16 protein-coding genes are annotated in these 16,764 nt (G+C 65.9%); 10 read left to right on the top strand and 6 right to left on the bottom strand.

Going from position 1 to position 16,764, the window contains the following annotated elements:
• From NDK18_RS06055 to purM, 3 genes are read right to left on the bottom strand one after another with little or no spacing between them, the layout of a single operon-like run.
• A complete protein-coding gene (locus NDK18_RS06055) occupies positions 1 to 705 on the bottom strand; it encodes a DUF3108 domain-containing protein (RefSeq protein ID WP_250627321.1) in 705 nt (234 codons plus the stop codon).
• Positions 706 to 736: 31 nt separating this feature from the next.
• A complete protein-coding gene (purN, locus tag NDK18_RS06050; protein ID WP_250625211.1) occupies positions 737 to 1,405 on the bottom strand; it encodes a phosphoribosylglycinamide formyltransferase in 669 nt (222 codons plus the stop codon).
• Positions 1,406 to 1,409: 4 nt separating this feature from the next.
• Entirely contained in the window at positions 1,410 to 2,534 is a 1,125-nt protein-coding gene (gene purM, locus NDK18_RS06045; RefSeq protein ID WP_425600627.1) for a phosphoribosylformylglycinamidine cyclo-ligase, read from the bottom strand.
• A 35-nt stretch (positions 2,535 to 2,569) separates the two neighbouring features.
• On the opposite strand from purM, the gene NDK18_RS06040 reads away from it, so the two are divergent.
• The 3 genes from NDK18_RS06040 to hda are packed head-to-tail and all read left to right on the top strand — an operon-like array spanning position 2,570 to position 5,443.
• The gene (locus tag NDK18_RS06040; protein WP_250627319.1) at positions 2,570 to 3,541 is read left to right on the top strand and encodes a DUF2066 domain-containing protein; all 972 of its coding nucleotides are present in this window, start codon (positions 2,570 to 2,572) and stop codon (positions 3,539 to 3,541) included.
• A gap of 37 nt (positions 3,542 to 3,578) precedes the next feature.
• Positions 3,579 to 4,751 carry an AI-2E family transporter gene (locus NDK18_RS06035; protein WP_250627318.1) on the top strand — a complete coding sequence of 391 codons (1,173 nt, stop codon included), beginning with the start codon at positions 3,579 to 3,581 and terminating at the stop codon, positions 4,749 to 4,751.
• Positions 4,748 to 5,443 carry a DnaA regulatory inactivator Hda gene (hda, locus tag NDK18_RS06030; protein ID WP_250625215.1) on the top strand — a complete coding sequence of 232 codons (696 nt, stop codon included), beginning with the start codon at positions 4,748 to 4,750 and terminating at the stop codon, positions 5,441 to 5,443. The genes NDK18_RS06035 and hda overlap by 4 nt, the downstream gene beginning before the upstream one ends.
• A gap of 4 nt (positions 5,444 to 5,447) precedes the next feature.
• Here the strand turns inward: hda and NDK18_RS06025 are convergent, their stop codons facing one another.
• Entirely contained in the window at positions 5,448 to 6,251 is an 804-nt protein-coding gene (locus NDK18_RS06025) for an inositol monophosphatase family protein (protein ID WP_250627317.1), read from the bottom strand.
• Positions 6,252 to 6,371: 120 nt separating this feature from the next.
• On the opposite strand from NDK18_RS06025, the gene NDK18_RS06020 reads away from it, so the two are divergent.
• Positions 6,372 to 7,139, top strand: coding sequence for an RNA methyltransferase (locus NDK18_RS06020; protein ID WP_250627316.1), 768 nt, complete (start codon positions 6,372 to 6,374; stop codon positions 7,137 to 7,139).
• Here NDK18_RS06020 and NDK18_RS06015 read toward each other — a convergent pair.
• Positions 7,136 to 8,461, bottom strand: coding sequence for a hemolysin family protein (locus NDK18_RS06015; RefSeq protein WP_250625218.1), 1,326 nt, complete (start codon positions 8,459 to 8,461; stop codon positions 7,136 to 7,138). The two genes, NDK18_RS06020 and NDK18_RS06015, sit on opposite strands and share 4 nt — an antisense overlap.
• Before the next feature lie 146 nt (positions 8,462 to 8,607).
• Between NDK18_RS06015 and NDK18_RS06010 the strand changes: the two genes are divergently transcribed.
• Both NDK18_RS06010 and NDK18_RS06005 read left to right on the top strand, forming a co-directional pair.
• Positions 8,608 to 9,237 carry a DUF47 domain-containing protein gene (locus NDK18_RS06010; RefSeq protein ID WP_250625219.1) on the top strand — a complete coding sequence of 210 codons (630 nt, stop codon included), beginning with the start codon at positions 8,608 to 8,610 and terminating at the stop codon, positions 9,235 to 9,237.
• A gap of 49 nt (positions 9,238 to 9,286) precedes the next feature.
• Positions 9,287 to 10,411 (top strand): inorganic phosphate transporter, encoded by a 1,125-nt coding sequence (locus NDK18_RS06005; RefSeq protein WP_250625220.1) that lies wholly within the window; start codon positions 9,287 to 9,289, stop codon positions 10,409 to 10,411.
• A 14-nt stretch (positions 10,412 to 10,425) separates the two neighbouring features.
• Here the strand turns inward: NDK18_RS06005 and NDK18_RS06000 are convergent, their stop codons facing one another.
• Positions 10,426 to 10,830, bottom strand: coding sequence for a hypothetical protein (locus tag NDK18_RS06000; protein ID WP_250625892.1), 405 nt, complete (start codon positions 10,828 to 10,830; stop codon positions 10,426 to 10,428).
• A gap of 67 nt (positions 10,831 to 10,897) precedes the next feature.
• On the opposite strand from NDK18_RS06000, the gene NDK18_RS05995 reads away from it, so the two are divergent.
• The 4 genes from NDK18_RS05995 to NDK18_RS05980 all read left to right on the top strand — a co-directional run bounded on the left by NDK18_RS05995 (position 10,898) and on the right by NDK18_RS05980 (position 16,715).
• The gene (locus NDK18_RS05995) at positions 10,898 to 11,257 is read left to right on the top strand and encodes an MGMT family protein (RefSeq protein ID WP_250625221.1); all 360 of its coding nucleotides are present in this window, start codon (positions 10,898 to 10,900) and stop codon (positions 11,255 to 11,257) included.
• A 46-nt stretch (positions 11,258 to 11,303) separates the two neighbouring features.
• Positions 11,304 to 13,106 carry a DNA helicase RecQ gene (recQ, locus tag NDK18_RS05990; protein WP_250625222.1) on the top strand — a complete coding sequence of 601 codons (1,803 nt, stop codon included), beginning with the start codon at positions 11,304 to 11,306 and terminating at the stop codon, positions 13,104 to 13,106.
• Between the two features lie 52 nt (positions 13,107 to 13,158).
• A complete protein-coding gene (locus NDK18_RS05985; RefSeq protein ID WP_250625223.1) occupies positions 13,159 to 14,796 on the top strand; it encodes a cation:proton antiporter domain-containing protein in 1,638 nt (545 codons plus the stop codon).
• 83 nt (positions 14,797 to 14,879) lie between these two features.
• Positions 14,880 to 16,715 (top strand): glycoside hydrolase family 15 protein, encoded by a 1,836-nt coding sequence (locus NDK18_RS05980; protein WP_250627315.1) that lies wholly within the window; start codon positions 14,880 to 14,882, stop codon positions 16,713 to 16,715.
• Positions 16,716 to 16,764: the final 49 nt, after the last annotated feature.

The following is a 16,764-nucleotide window of genomic DNA, read 5'->3' as shown; positions in this document are numbered from 1 at the left end:
TTACTGCGCGCGGTAGGACACCAGCATCAGCGTGATGTCCTGGTCGCCCTGGGTCATCTTCACCGGCACCGCGTACTTCGACGGTGCATACCATGCGGTCAGGCCGCGGTCGGCGTCGGTACGGGCCATCTTCACCGTGTCGAAACTGCCGGCGGGCACCTGCACTTTTTCCTTGCCCATCACCTTGTACTGCTGGTTCTCGACGTTCGATTTCACCGCCACCGGCAGGGTGATTTCCTGCTTGCCTGCCTGCAGGGCAAGCCCCAGGGCAAGGCTCGCCAGGTTCCGCTCCACCATGCCCGGGACGGCGGCGAAGGTGTAGTTCTTCTTGCCGTCATCGACCGTGGCCTGCTTGCTGGCCCAGTCCACTTTCAGGTGGCGTTCCTTGGTTTTGATCGAGGCGTCCAGGCGGTAGTCGTAGCTCACCGATTCCGGTCCGCCACCGGTCCAGCGGAACGTGGACACTTCGCTGGTATTGGCCGCGACCATGGCAGCAAGGCCCGCTGTGCCCTTCGATGCCGTGCTGAAGGCGAACTGGCCGCTCCCGGCAGGCTTGAGGGAGACGGTTGCTTCACCCAAAGGCGAGCCGCCCTGGAGCACCTGATACTGCGCGGTGAAGGCGTGCGGCGTGGCGGCGAGGGCTGCCGGCGCATGGGCGGCAAATCCGACGGCGAGGGCGGCGGCGAGCAGGGTCGTTTTGGTCATGGGGCGAAAGTCTACGGCAGGTGCCTGAACCTCAGGTGGCAGCGCCCAGGCTTCCGTCGCTGCATAGCGTTAAGGGCGTGTCGATGGCTCGCCCGTCGAACGTTGGGTTCCCTTCGTTCCAGGCGATCCGGCCGGCGGCGATGGCGCCGACCACAGCCGGCAGCAGGCGGTGTTCGTGCACCAGCAGGCGTGTGGCCAGGGTCGCTTCGGTATCGCCCGGGCCGATGCTGATGCGTGCCTGCGCCAGCACCGGACCACCGTCGAGTTCGGCGGTGACGAAATGCACGCTGGCACCATGCTCGGCGTCGCCCGCGGCCAGTGCCTGGGCGTGGGTGTGAAGTCCACGGTAGAGCGGCAGCAGGGAAGGGTGAACGTTCACCGCGCGGCCTGCCCAGGGCATCAATACCGACGGATCGATGATGCGCATGTATCCGGCCAGGACCAGCAGATCTGCATTGCTGGCGGCGAGGGCATCGAAGAGCGCGTGGTCGAAGGATCGACGGTCGGGGTAGTCGCCAGGCCGCAGCGCCAGCGTAGGCACGCCGGCCTCGGCGGCCACGGTGAGCGCGGCGCACTTGGCCTTGTCGCTGGCCAGCAGGACGAACTTGCCGTCGATGCGTCCGTCGGCGCAGGCGTCGAGCAGTGCCGCAAGATTGCTGCCGCGCCCGGATGCCAGCGCGGCAATGCGCAGCGCGGGCATGAGGTCAGGCGATCCGGACGCGCTCGTCGCCGCTGGCGCGAACGACTTCGCCGATCGGCCAGCTGGCAAGGCCGTGGGCCGCCAGCATGCGCGTGGCGTCGGCCACCGCGTCGCGCGGCAACAGCACCGTGAAGCCGATGCCGCAATTGAACGTGCGCCACATTTCCTGCTGCGCCACGTTGCCTTCGCGCTGCAGCCAGTCGAACACCGGGGGCAAAGTCCAAGCGCTGGATTCAAGCGCGATGCCAAGGCCGTCGGGGACGACACGGATGATGTTTTCGGTGAGGCCGCCGCCGGTGATGTGGGCCATGCCGTGCACCGGGGATTCGCGATGCAGCTGCAGCATGGCCTTGACGTAGATGGTGGTGGGCGCCATCAGCGCATCGCCCAGCGTGGCGCCGCCGAGCTTGTCGCCCAGCGGGCTGCCGGCCCGGGCCAGGATGCGGCGGATCAGCGAGTAGCCGTTCGAATGCGGACCCGACGACGCCACGCCCAGCACGACGTCGCCGGCAACGATGGCGCTACCGTCGACCATGCGCGATTTCTCCACGGCGCCCACGGTGAAACCGGCCAGGTCGTATTCGCCGGGCGGATACATGTCGGGCATCTCGGCGGTCTCGCCGCCGATCAGCGCGCAACCGGCCAGCTCGCAGCCCCGGGCGATGCCGCCGACCACGGCCACGGTGGTCTCGACATCCAGCTTGCCGGTGGCGAAGTAGTCGAGGAAGAACAGCGGCTCGGCGCCCTGTACCAGCACGTCGTTGACGCACATGCCCACCAGGTCGATGCCGATGGTGTCGTGGCGGTTCAATTCCTGGGCGAGCTTCAGCTTGGTGCCCACGCCGTCGGTGCCGGAAACCAGCACTGGTTCGGCATATTTCCCCGACAGGTCGAATAATCCGCCGAAGCCACCCAAGCCCCCCATCACCTCGGGGCGGAAGGTTTTCTTCACCAGCGGCTTGATCCGCTCCACCACGGCATTGCCCGCGTCGATGTCCACGCCGGCGGCACGATAGGTGAGCGATTCGTTCTCGGAGGACATGGGGCGCGTCTTGGCGGGGTGGGAAACAGCCGATTGTACCCGCAAAGCAGGCCCTTCATTAGACGAAAGGGGCCCCATTGGGCACACTTGCCTTCTTGAAGGATCACAAAAAGAGCCCCGCCATGCGCACCCGTTGGATCGTCTTGTTGCTGGCCCTGCTGGTGTTCCCGGCGTTTGCCCAGAATTCCCCTTATGCCGTCACCGTCCCGGTGAACGACACGGCGGCGGCCAGCCGCGACGAGGCCATTGCCGCGGCGCTCACCCAGGTGCTCACCCGCGCCAACGGCGGCCAGGATCCACGCTCCAAACCCGGTTATGCCGATGCCATGAAGCAGCCCGGCGCCCTGGTTCAGCAATACCAGTACAAGAAGGGCCAGCCGGGGTCCGCCCCGCTGATGCTGGAAGTGAGCTTCGATCCGGCGGCCATCCGGCGCGCGTCGGGCGCGGCCGACCCCACGGCCGGCGGCACGGCGAACACCCTGCTGGTGATCGTGCGCAACGGGCAGGGCCAGCTGATGACTCCCGATGCGTTAGCCCCCTTGGCGCAGGCGGCGCAGGCACGCGGCTACCAGGCGGTGTTTCCGCCCGACGGCCTGCCGTCGGCTTCTGCGGTAAGTTCGGCCGATCCGGCCACGATTGCCGCGCTTACCGCCAAGTACCACACCGGGCTGATCCTGCAGGGCCGGATCGACCAGGGCAACGCCGACTGGACTGTGATCACGGGTGGCAAGGCGCAGGCCTGGCAGGACAGCGGCGAGGCCGATGATGCCGTGCTTGCCAACGGCGCCAACGGTGCCGGCGACCGCATCGACCGGCAGCTGGGGGCCAATTCTTCCGTCGGCAATGCAGCCAGTGTCTGGGTGTCGGGGTTGAAGTCGGCTGCCGATTTCGCTGCCCTGATGGGCGCGCTGCACGAGGACCCCTCGATTCGCTCTGCGGTGCCGGCCCAGGCCGATGGCGACGGCGTGCTGCTGCAGGTGAAGGGCAATGGATCGTTGCGTGCACTGGCTTCGGGCGTGGGTGCCTCCGGGCACCTGCTGGTAGCCCAGGGCAGCCATGATGGCGCCTCGGTCAACCTGCGTTGGATCCCATAAAGATCGTGCGCATCACCCTCACGGACGTTCGAAGACGATGCAAGCACCCAACCAAGGCCATCCTCCGCCGATGCTGACCCCCGACGTTTCACGCCGCTGGCAGATGCTGGCGCTCGTCGCCGTGATCGGCTTCCTGGTCTGGCTGCTGGCGCCGGTACTGATGCCCTTCGCCATCGCGGCAATGCTGGCTTACCTGGGCGACCCACTGGCCGATCGCCTGCAGCGCCTTGGCTTGGGCCGCACCATGGCGGTGAGCATCGTCTTCAGCGTGATCGTACTGGTGACCATCGGCGCGCTGTTGCTGCTGGTGCCGTTGATCCAGCGCCAGGTGGCCAGCGTCTACGACAACGTGCCCACCTACGTGCAATGGGGCCGTAACGTGGCGCTGCCGTGGCTGCAGACCAAGCTGCACCTGGACCCGGGCACCTTCGACAGCGACCGCATCATCGCCGCGGTGAAGGAACACATCGGCTCGGTGAGTTCCATGGTGGCCTCGGCGGTGGCGCGCGTGTCCCGTTCGGGCATGAGCATCGTCATGTGGTTGACCAACCTGGTGCTGATCCCGGTGGTGGCCTTCTACCTGTTGCGCGACTGGGACACCATGGTGGCGCACATCGCGCGCCTGTTGCCGCGTTCGGTGGAACCCACCGCCGTACGCCTGGCGCGTGAGTCGGACCAGGTGCTGGGCGCCTTCGTGCGCGGCCAGTTGCTGGTGATGCTGGCCCTGGGCGTGTTCTATGGCCTCGCCTTGAGCGTCGTGGGTCTTTCCGTCGGTCCGCTGATCGGCATGGTGGCAGGCCTCTTGAGCTTCGTGCCGTACCTGGGCTTCATGATCGGTTTCGGCGCCAGCCTGATCGCCGTCCTGGTGCAATACGGCGACTGGACCCATGTACTGATCGTCTGCGGTGTCTTCGTGGTGGGCCAGTTGCTCGAAGGCTACGTCCTGGTGCCGCGCCTGGTGGGCGGAAAGATCGGCTTGCATCCGGTAGCCGTGATCTTCGCCGTGCTGGCCGGTGGACACCTGTTCGGTTTCCTGGGCGTGCTGCTGGCGCTCCCGGCGGCCTCGGTGGTGGTGGTGGTGATGCGTTACCTGCTGGAGCGTTACCGGCAGAGCGAGCTTTACACCGAAACGGCCACGGTGGCGAAATTGCGTGAGGACGAAGAAGGCGCGTTGCCGCCGCCGGAACCACCGGACAACCCTTCGCCATGATCACGCAGTTGCCCCTGGCGCTGCGCTGGCCGCGGCGGCAACGGTTCGACCAGTTCTTCCCCGGCGCGGCCAACGCGGCGGCGCTGGCGATCGTTGAAGGCGCGGCCACCGGCGGCAATGGATGCGTGTACGTGGCAGGCCCTGCCGGCAGCGGCAAGACGCACCTTTTGATCGCCGCCTGCCAGGCCGCGACGGATGCGGGACTGTCGGCGCAATACCTGGGGCTGCGGCATGTTCGAGGTGCCCGATCCGAGGCGATCGCAGGCGTAGGCGGCAGCCACCTGCTGGCACTGGATGACGTGGATCTTGTCACCGGCGATGCGGACGCGGAGCTTGCCCTGTTCGCTACCTACAACCGCTACCTAGATGCCGGTGGCGTGTTGCTGCTGGCCGCCGAGGCCTTGCCGGTGGCGCTTCCGGTGCAACTACCTGACTTGCGTTCCCGGCTGGGCGCCTGCACCCAGGCACGCCTTGTAGCTCTGGATGATGGTGAGCGCCGCCACGTGTTACAGGCCCAGGCGCGCCATCGGGGCATCGTGCTGGACGAGGTGGTACTTGATTGGATGTTCGCGCGCTATCCCAGGGATCTTGGCGCGTTGCTTGATCTTCTTGACCGCGTCGACCGCGCGTCGCTTGCGGCGCAACGGCGGGTGACCATTCCCTTCCTTCGATCGCTGCTGCGCGAAGGGTGAGGCCCTAGGCCCGCAGCATCGTGGGCGTGGCGTGGGCGCCGATCACCGGCGTCATGGCCTGGACGATCTTGTGGTTGCCGGCGATCAGGTTGCCCGATTCAGGCATGCCGTCGCGGCCGGAAAAATCGTTGTAGATGCCGCCGGCTTCGCGCACCAGCAGGCAGCCGGCAGCCATGTCCCAGGGTTTCAGGCCCAATTCGAAATAGCCGTCCAGACGGCCGGCGGCAACGTAGGCTAAATCCAGCGCGGCGGAGCCTGAGCGGCGGATGTCCTCGGCATCTTTAAGCAGGGCCTGGGTCATGCCCAGCTGGGCTTCAAGATGGGTGCGCTGGCGGTAGGGGAAGCCGGTGCCGATCATGGCGCCGGCGATGTCCTCGCGCTTGGACACGCGGATGCGGCGGTCGTTGAGGTAGGCGCCGTCGCCCCTGCTGGCGGTGTAGAGCTCATCGCGCAGGGGGTCGAAGATCACGCCATACACAGGCTCGCCGCGTTCAACCAGGGCGATGGATACGCAGAAATGCGGGATGCCGCGCAGGTAGTTGTGGGTGCCGTCGAGCGGGTCGATCACCCAGGTCAGCGGACCCTTGCCCTGCAGGCCCGATTCCTCGCCCAGGAAGGCATGGGTGGGGTAGGCGCGCTTCAATTCCTTGATGACCTCGGCCTCGGCCAGGCGATCGACTTCGGAGGCGAAGTCCATGCGGTCTTTCTCGACGACGTTCAGGCCCTCGATGCGGTTCATGTAGCGCAGGAGGATGTTTCCTGCGGAGCGCGCGGCGCGCGCCGCGACATTGACGGCGGGTCTTGGCATGGCTGGTCGACTTCGAAAGAGCGGGGCGGCGCCAGGGCCGCTAGACCGGGCATTCTAACAGCCTCGGTTCGGCAGGTGCCATGTAAACTCGGCCGCTGCCCGCCATACCGTACCCCGCCGATGGACATTGCCGCCCTGAACCCCCTGTTTCGTTATGTCCTGGTGCGTACCTCGCATCCAGGCAATATCGGCTCGGCCGCACGGGCCATCCGCACCATGGGCTTTACGCGGCTTGAGCTGATTGCGCCCCACCGCTTCCCCGACGACGAGGCTACGGCGATGGCCGCCGGCGCCGACGACGTGCTGGCCGGGGCGGGCATCCACACCGATCTGGTGGGGGGGTTGGCCGGCGCTACCCTGGTACTGGGCCTGTCTGCACGCCGGCGCGGCGTGACCTTGCCGGAACTCGATCCCAGGCAGGCGGCCGCCCAGGCCGTGGCCGCTGCCGGCCGCGGCGAACAGGTGGCATGGGTGTTCGGCAACGAGCGCACTGGCCTGGAAAACGACGAGCTCGCCCGGTGCCACGCCATGGTGCGCATTCCCAGCGTGGACGATTTCAGCTCGCTCAACTTGTCGCAGGCAGTGCAGGTGGCAGCTTATGAAACCCGCATGGCGCAGCTTGCGGGAGCCGGTGGCGGAGAAGCCGTGCCGTCGAACGACGAACCGCCGGCGGACGCCGAGCAGCTGGAGCGTTTCTTCGAACACCTGGCCCAGACCCTGGACGACATCGAATTTCATAAGGGTCGGCAGCCAGACACCATCCTGCTGCGCCTGCGCAAGCTATTCCTGCGCGCGCGCCCTGATCTTCGGGAATTGCGCGTGATGCACGGCGTTTTCGCCGACGCGCAACGGATGGCGAGCCTGGCCAGGAAAAACAGCGGCGGTTAGCCGGTGCCGTCGTCCTCGCCTTCGTCGTTGGCGGCGGGCACCACCAACACCTTGTCGATGCGGGCGCCATCGAGGTCGAGCACTTCGAAATCGTGGCCTTGCCAGCTGAAGCGTTCGCCGACCGCCGGGATGTGGCCGAACTGCGCCACCATCATCCCGCCGACCGTGCGGTACTCGTGTTCGGCCTCGTGGGGCAGCGCATGGGCCTGCAACAACTCGCGAAGGTCGTCGGCCGGCAGCGCGCCATCCACTAGGTAGCTGCCGTCGGCGCGGCGCACGATGGGGCCGGCGACGTCGTCGTTGTTGTCGCTGGGCGCGGTGGCGCCGACCACGGCTGCCAGCAGGTTGTTGATGGTGACCATGCCCTCGATGTCGCCGTATTCATCCACCACCAGTGCCATCGAGGTGCCCGCTTCGCGGAAGGCCTCCATCAGGTCGAGCGCGCGCGCAGTCGCCGGCACGAACAGCGGCTTGACCATGTCGGTGAAGATGTCCTGCTGGCCGATGGATACATGGTGCAGCAGGCGCTTGACCTCCACCACGCCCACCACGTCGCTTTCGTCGCCGCGATAGACCGGATAGCGGGAATACGGCGTCTGCCGCATCACCTGGATGTTTTCCTCGCGCGGGGCTGCGATGTCGAGCCAGGCGATGCGCTTGCGCGGGGTCATCACGCCGTCGACGGTGCGATCCCCCAGGCGAAGCACGCGGCTCACCATATTGCGCTCGTCGGCATCGAGCACGCCCTGTTCGGCGCTCTCGGCCACCAGCATGCGGATCTCTTCTTCGCTGGCGGCACTGCGCGAAATGCGATGCAGGCCGAAGATGCGCAGGATCAATGTGCTGGCGTGGTTCACCAGCCAGACGAACGGCAGGCAGATCCGCGAGAGCACCAGCATCGGGATGGCGATGGCGCAGGCGACTTTTTCAGGTGCTGCCAGTGCGGCGCGCTTGGGCACCAACTCGCCGATCACGATCTGCATGAAGGCGCTCAGCCCGAAGCCGGCCAGCCAGCCCAGCACGCGGGCGTAGGGAGCGAGCCAGGTGGGCTCGCCGTTATGCAGCAGGGCGGTGAAGTGCTCGCCCAGGGCATCGCCGGCGGCGGCGCCGGTGGCAAGGATCACCAGGGTAATACCCACTTGCACCGTGGACAGGAAGCGTTCGGGTGATTCTGAGAGCCTGACCGCCACGCGGGCGCGGCGACTGTCGCGCGCCATCTGCTTCAGGCGACTCTTGCGCGAGGCGACGATCGCCATCTCGGAGAGGGCGAAGAAGCCATTGACCACGGCCAGGACGAAGACGACGAAAATTTCGCTGAGCATTGCTCGACTTTGCACGAGGCAAGGCCAACCAGTGTAGCGCCCTGGCAGGCTTGCGGATGTGCCGCCAGGGACCTTGCCGAATGCCCGGCTCCTGTAACATTACCGACTTATTGCCTTCACATATTCCGTCATCAGGGCGTAAGTACATGTTTTCACTGCAAACGATGTTCGGCAAAGGCGACAAGTTCTACGGCCTGCTGGAACAGAGCGCCGAGGCTGCCCGGGAGAGTGCCCGAGCCATGCACGAGCTGGTGACCCGATCCGATCGCGCCCCGGTGATGGCCGCCTTCAGCACGGCTCGCGCCCGCGAGAAAGCCCTGCACCGGCAGATCGGCGAGGAACTGGTCAATACCTTCGTCACCGCGCTCGACCGCGAGGACATCGAAGCGCTGAATTCCGCCCTTTACAAGATTCCCAAGTCGATCGAAAAATTCGCCGAGCGCTACGTGATCGTGGCCGACCGCCTGCACGGCATCGATTTCGACCAGCGCGCGGCGCTTCTGGAACAGTCAGCCTCGGTGGTGGTGCAGATGATCGGCGAGCTCCGCAAGGGGCTGAAGATCGACCGGGTGAAGAAACTGCGCGATAGCCTGAACGCGCTCGAATCCGAAGCCGACCGCCTGCTGCTTGAGCCCTACCGCACGCTCTACGCCGAGGGCTCGGACCCCTTGCGCGTGATGCTGGCGAAGGATCTGTTCGAACTCTTCGAAAAGGCCGTGGACAAGTGCCGTGACGTTGGCAATGTCGTCTATTCGATCGTCTTGAAGAACTCCTGAAGGACGCCACGGTGCCTACGAACGTCACCATTGCCGCGCGGGTGCGCGCATGAGCCTTGGCATGTTGCTGGCAGTGGTGCTGATTGCCCTGGCCTTCACCTATATCAACGGTTTCCACGATACGGCCAACTCGATCGCCACGGTGGTGGCGACCAAGGTGCTTACGCCAGGGCAGGCGGTGGTGCTGGCCGCGGTTACCAATCTCGCCGGTGCCTTGTGGGGTACCGCGGTGGCAGCCACCATCGCCGCCGGCCTGATCAACACCGGCGTGCTGGATGTCGGTCCGCAACTGCTGATCTGCGGATTGCTCGGCGCCACGCTATGGAACCTCCTCACCTGGTGGCTGGGCTTGCCATCCAGTTCCAGCCACGCCCTGGTGGGCGGCCTTTGCGGTGCGGCGCTGGCGGCGTCGTCCAATGACATCCATTCGATCATCTGGCTGCAGCCCGGTCCGCACTGGTGGCTCGGCAAGGGCGTCATTCCCAAGGTGATCCTGCCGATGGTGATCTCGCCGATCGCGGGCCTGGTGATCGGTTTCGTGCTGATGGGCAGCCTCTACGCGCTCTTGGGCTGGTTCGCTTCGCGCCAGGGGTTCGCGCGGCGCTTCGGTCGCACGCCCTTCGTCAACAGCTTCTTCGGCAAGGCGCAGATCGTGTCGGCCTCGGCGATGGGCCTTGCCCATGGCATGAACGATGCGCAGAAGAGCATGGGCATCATCGCCCTGGCACTGGCATCGGCCACGGCCGCCGGCCAGTTCGTCCACCTGCCCGAATGGCTGTCGTGGCTACGCATCCCGCACGATCCCAACGGTGGGTTCCCCGTGCCGGTATGGGTGAAGGTGGTCTGCGCGCTCACCATGGCGGCCGGTACCGCCGGCGGCGGTTGGCGGATCATCAAGACGCTCGGCCACAAGATGGTCAAGCTCCATCCGATCAACGGGTTTGCCGCGGAGTTCAGTTCCGCCGCGGTGATCCTGGCCGCGTCCGTCGCCGGCATCCCGGTGTCGACCACGCATAACGTGTCGGCGTCGATCATGGGCGTGGGCGCCGCCAAGCGGCTCAACGCCATTCGCTGGTCGGTGGTCGAGCGCATGGTGTGGGCGTGGATCCTCACGCTTCCCGTGACAGCGCTCGTGGCCTATGGGCTGGTGATGCTTACCCGGGGCCTCTGGTAACGGCCTTGTGCCCGCTAGAACTCGTCGTCGTCCGAGGCGATGGCTTGCTCCAGGACATCGCCCAGGGTGGATAGCTCCTCTATCAGGCGGTCCAGCTCGGCCACGTTGAGCAGGGCGTAGGGCCGGTTTTCGCACAGGTGCAGGTAGGGCGAGCCGTCGAGGTCGGCCGAGGCCAGGTAGCCCGTGCGCTGTTCCCAGTTGAAGCGCAGGCAGCGCCGGGCATCGGTGCCGGCCAGGGGGCCTACCGGGGTGGAAATGCGCAAGTAACGCAGCCCGGCGTCGTCTTCCAGCTCCGCCAGGTAAATGCCCTGGTGGCGCCCACCGGCCACGATGACGTCGAAGCTGATGAGGTACGGGTCGTTGTGCTTGAGTTCGTGGCTGGAAGCCAGGTGCGAACGTACCGCCTCGAAGTGGCGCATGGGATGTGCGTCCGGCTGGAAGGTGACCACGATGGTAACCTGCCGTTCCTGCAAACGGGGTCGGGATATGGCCGGAAAACGTGACGAATCCACCGACATCGACCTGCGCAACCAAGCGATCTGGGATGCCGTGTACGCCATTCCCGCCGGGCGCGTGGCCAGCTATGGCGCCATCGCCCAGCGTGCGGGTTTTCCGGGCCGTGCCCGGTTGATCGGCAAGGTGCTGGGGCAGGCCCCGGATCGCTCTACCCTGCCGTGGCACCGCGTGCTCCGCTCCGACGGCCGCATCGGCATCCCGGCAGGTTCGCGGGGTTACCTCGAGCAGTGCCGGCGGTTGCGCAAGGAAGGCGTGAAGGTGGTCGATGGCCGCGTGCCGATGGCGAGCTTCGGGCTGGACGCGGATCTGGATCGCGCGATCTGGGGTTGAACGCCGACATCGGGTTGCCGTGTCGCGCCTGCTAAAATCGATGGGCATGCAGCCTTCCGCCCACCATATCCTTTCATCCGTCTTCGGTTATCCCGGCTTCCGCGGCCAGCAGGAAGCCATTGTCGGCCATGTCGCCGAAGGCGGCGACGCCCTGGTGCTGATGCCCACCGGTGGCGGCAAATCGCTGTGCTTCCAGGTGCCGGCACTGATGCGCGCGGGCACGGCCATCGTGGTCTCGCCGTTGATCGCCCTGATGCAGGATCAGGTAGACGCGCTTGTCGAGGCCGGCGTGTCCGCCGCCGTACTGAACTCCAGCCTGTCGGCTGAAGAACAACGCGATGTCGAAGGGCAGTTCCTCGCAGGTTCGCTGAACCTCTTGTACGTGGCGCCGGAACGCTTGCTCACCGGGCGCTTCCTGGCATTGCTCGAGCGTACGGAAGTGGCCTTGTTCGCTATCGACGAAGCACATTGCGTGTCGCAATGGGGACACGACTTCCGGCCTGAATACCGGCAGCTGGCGGTACTGCACGAACGCTTTCCCCATGTACCCCGCATCGCCCTTACAGCCACCGCCGATCATCGTACGCGCGAGGAGATCATCGAGCGCCTGTCACTGCAGGACGCACAGGTTTTCCTTTCAAGCTTTGATCGACCCAATATCCGCTACCACGTCGCGCCGCGCGGCAACCCGCGCCGGCAGGTGCAGGATTTCCTCGACGCGCATCGTGGCGAGGCTGGCATCGTGTACTGCCTTAGCCGGCGAAAAGTGGAAGACACTGCGGCATGGCTGTCCGACGCCGGCATCGAAGCGTTGCCCTACCACGCGGGCCTCGATGCCGCCACGCGCACGCGCAACCAGCAAAGGTTCCTGCGCGAAGACGGCGTGGTGATGGTGGCCACGGTGGCCTTCGGCATGGGCATCGACAAACCCGATGTCCGTTTCGTGGCCCATCTTGATCTTCCGCGCAGCATCGAAGGCTACTACCAGGAAACCGGCCGTGCCGGCCGTGACGGCTTGCCCGCCGATGCCTGGATGATCTACGGCCTGGCCGATGTGGTGACCATGAGCCAGATGATCGCCCAGTCCGAGGCCGGCGACGATCGCAAGCGCGTGGAGCGGCAGAAGCTCGAATCGCTGCTGGCATATGCCGAAGCCACGCGCTGCCGCCGCGCACTGTTGCTCGAAGCTTTCGGCGAGGCGGCGCCGCCCACCTGCGGCAACTGCGACAACTGTCTTTCGCCACCGAAGACATGGGATGCCACGGTGGCGGCGCAAAAGGCACTGTCGGCCGTCTACCGCAGTGGCCAGCGATTCGGTGCCGGGCATGTCATTGATATCCTGCGCGGCCAGGACAACGAGCGCATGACCTCGCTCGGCCATGACCGGCTCACCACCTTCGGCATCGGCCAGGACTTCGATGCCACGCAATGGCGGTCGGTGTTCCGGCAGCTGCTGGCGGCGGGCCTGCTCGAAGCCGAGGGCGAGTTCGGCACGCTCAGGCTCACCGACGACAGCCGCGCCGTGCTCAAGGGTGAACGGTCGGTACAGCTGCGCGAGGACGCCCGTCCCGCCCGCGGCCGCCGGACGCGCGATAAACCCGCGGCGGGCGCTGCCACGCTGGGCATCGAGGCTACCGAACAGGAATTGTGGGACGAACTGCGAAAACTTCGCGGCGAGCTCGCCCGTCAGCACGGCGTGCCGGCCTATGTGATCTTCCACGATGCAACCTTGCTTGCGATGTTGCGTGCGCTGCCGGCCAACGAAGACGACATGGCGCAGATCAGCGGCGTGGGTGAGGCCAAGCTCAAGCGCTACGGCCGCGACTTCCTGGCAGTGCTTAACCGCTAAAAACGCGGCCATAATGGGGCTAAATTGCCCATAGGTTCGCCACGGAGGTTCCATGCACGATGCCCAGCCGCTTATTCTCACCCTGGTGGGTGGTTTGGTCCTGGCGTTCATCTTCGGCATGGCGGCGCACCGGTTGAAGCTTCCAGCCCTGGCCGGTTATCTGCTGGCAGGCGTGGTGGCCGGGCCCTTCACCCCGGGCTATGTCGCCAACGCGCACCTGGCCCAGGAACTGGCGGAACTTGGCGTGATCCTGCTGATGTTCGGCGTGGGTTTGCATTTTTCCCTGAAAGACCTCCTTGAAGTAAAAGCCGTAGCCATTCCCGGCGCGTTGGTGCAGATGGCAGTCACCACGGTGATGGGCATGGGCCTGGGCTGGGCCCTGGACTGGCCGCTGGCGCAGGGTTTTGTCTTTGGGCTGGCCTTGTCGGTCGCAAGCACGGTGGTGTTGCTGCGCGCGCTCGAAGAGCGACATCTATTTGAAACATCCCGTGGCCGCATCGCGGTGGGCTGGCTGATTGTCGAAGACCTCGCCATGGTGCTTGCACTGGTGCTGCTGCCGGCGTTGGCAAGCGTGGGCTCGCCCGAGCAGGCCGAAAGCAGTCGCAGCCTGTGGGTGACCATCGCCATCACCCTGGGCAAGGTGGGCCTGTTCGTGGCCCTGATGCTGATTGTCGGCAAGCGCTTCATCCCGTGGCTGTTGAAATTCGTGGCGTATAGCGGCTCGCGCGAACTGTTTCGCCTGGCGGTGCTGGCGATCGCGCTGGGCATCGCCTTCGGGGCTGCGCACCTGTTTGGCGTGTCGTTCGAATTGGGCGCGTTCCTGGCCGGCATGATGATGGGCGAATCCAAGCTCGCCCAGCAGGCGGCGGAAGACACCCTGCCACTGCGCGATGCCTTCGCCGTGCTGTTCTTCGTGTCCATCGGCATGCTGTTCAATTGGCACGTGCTGCTCGAGCACCCCCTTACCGTGCTTGCAGCCTTCCTGATCATCACCCTCGGCAAGGGCCTGGTGGCCTATGTGATCGTGCGTGCGTTTGGACGTCCAAAACGCACAGCCATGACCATTGGCATCAGCCTGGCGCAGATCGGTGAATTCTCGTTCATCCTGGCGGGTCTCGGCGTGAGCCTGGGTTTCCTTTCCGGTCCCGCGCGCGACATCCTGCTGGCCGCGGCGATCGTTTCGATCCTGGTCAATCCGCTGATGTTCAAGTGGCTCGATCGCCTGCGCGAGGAACCGGCCAGCGAACCGGTCACGGACATTCCCTTCGTGGTCACGGGGCTGGCAGGCCACGTCGTGGTGGTGGGTTACGGTCGCGTGGGCCGAGCCACGGTACAGGACCTGCGTGCCGCCGGTCGCCAGGTGCTGGTGGTGGACGTCGTCGACGAGCGCGTGGCGGAGCTCCGGGCGCAGGGCGTGGAAGCGGTGCTTGGCCAGGCCTCGGGCGACGACGTCCTTGATGTGTTGAACCTGCCCGGCGCTGCCGCGCTGATCGTCACCATCCCCGACCCCTTCGAGGCGGGCGAGGTGGTGCGCGTAGCGCGTGCCAAGCATCCGGGCCTTTTCATCGTGGCGCGTGCCCACGATGCGGAACCTGCCGTGCACCTGGCGACACAAGGGGCAAGCGAAGTGGTGATGGCCGAGACCGAGACCGGGCGGGCGATGGTGGCCCTGCTGCCTGCCGCTGGCTGAAACCGTAAGGAAAGCCGAAGGACACGCCGCGCTTACATCAGCGTCGCTACACTGGCTGGCGTTCTCCCCGCAAGGAACGCCCCTTGGCTGCTCGGATCGAAGACTACGCCATGATCGGCAACTGCCGGTCGGCTGCCCTGGTCTGCCGCAACGGCTCGATTGACTGGCTCTGCCTGCCGCGTTTCGATAACGCCGCATGCTTCGCGGCGATCCTGGGGAGCAGCGGGCACGGCCGCTGGTTGCTGGCGCCACTGGATCCTGCCGCGCGCAGCTCGCGGCGGTATCGCGACGGCGGACTGGTGCTGGAGACCACCTGGAAAACGGCCGACGCTGCGGTGCGCGTGATCGATTTCATGCCCGTCGATGGCGAACGTGTCGGCGTGATGCGTGTGGTCGAGGGCCTCCGGGGTTCGATGGACATGCATGAGGAACTGGTGATCCGTTTCGACTACGGGCGCAGTATCCCCTGGGTCACGGGCATGGACGACGGCAGCCTGCGTGCCATCGCCGGGCCCGACCTGCTGGTGCGGCGCAGTCCCGTCACCGTGCAGGGACGCGACATGCGCAGTGTCGCCACCTTCACCGTGAGCGCCGGCGAAGCGGTTCCGTTCTCACTCGAATATGGTCGCTCGTACCTGCCCATGCCCGAGGCGCGCGACGTGCGTGAAGCGCTGGAGGCCACCGAGGCGTTCTGGGCGGGCTGGTCACGCGGCTGCCCGGAAACGGGACAATGGGCAGAGCTGGTGCATCGCTCGCTGATCACCCTCAAGGGCCTCTCGTATCTCCCCACGGGAGCCATCATCGCCGCGCCCACCACGTCGCTGCCCGAAGCGATCGGTGGCGAGCGGAACTGGGACTACCGCTACTGCTGGGCCCGGGACGCCACCTTCGTACTGACGGCGCTGATGAACGCCGGCTACCACGAGGAGGCCGTGGCCTGGCGCGACTGGATCCGCCGCGCCATTGCCGGGGCGCCTGACCAGATCCAGATCATGTATGGCGTGGCCGGCGAGCGCCGCATGCACGAACACGAACTGCCCTGGCTTCCCGGCTATGAGAATTCCGCTCCCGTGCGCATCGGCAACGCGGCCAGCGAGCAGTTCCAGATGGACATCTACGGCGAGATGGTGGGCGTGTTCGACCATGCCATCCGCTCGGGCATCTTTTCAGCGCCGAACGACTTCGACCACGAATACGCCGCCGACACCCTCCAGGTGCTTTTCATCGACCACCTGGCCAAGGTGCTCAACGATCCGGACGAAGGCATATGGGAAATCCGTGGCCGTCCGCGCTGCTTCGTGCACTCACGGGCGATGGCCTGGCTGGCCCTGCGGCGATCGGCCGACAGTCCCAACGAACAACTGCCGCCGGAAAAACGCGCGGCATGGTCGAAGCTCGCCGATGAACTGCGCCAGGAGATTCTCGAACATGGCGTGCATCCGGAGGGGCAGTATTTCGTGCAGTCCTACGGCTCGGACGAACTGGACGCCTCGCTGCTGCTGGTGACCCTCTGTGGCATCGTGCCGGCGGACGATGCAAGGGTGGCCAACACGGTGGCGGCGATCGAACGCGAGCTGCTGATGGACGGCCTGGTCAAGCGCTACCACACCGCCACCGGCGTCGATGGCCTGGCGCCGGGCGAGGGCCTGTTCCTGGCCTGCAGTTTCTGGCTGGTGGAGAACTATGTGATGCTCGGCCGCATGGATGACGCCAACCTCTTGTTTGCACGCCTTGCGGGCCTGGCCAACGACGTGGGGTTGCTGGCTGAGGAATACGATCCCGTAGCCAAACGCCAGCTGGGCAATTTCCCGCAGGCTTTCTCGCACGTAGCGCTCGTCAACGCCGCCTATAGTATTGCCCGGTCCACCAGCGTCACCGCGAAGTCGCGCGAGGGCCTGGACGCCGCCAACATCAGTTAGCCAAGCTCACTACACGGAGATCCCCCGATGGCCAAACGCACATCGACGC

The sequence above is a fragment of the Pinirhizobacter soli genome, from assembly GCF_015905305.1.
GTDB classification, from domain to species: Bacteria; Pseudomonadota; Gammaproteobacteria; order Xanthomonadales; family Rhodanobacteraceae; genus Pinirhizobacter; species Pinirhizobacter soli.
This window is presented reverse-complemented; position numbering and strand designations above follow the sequence as displayed.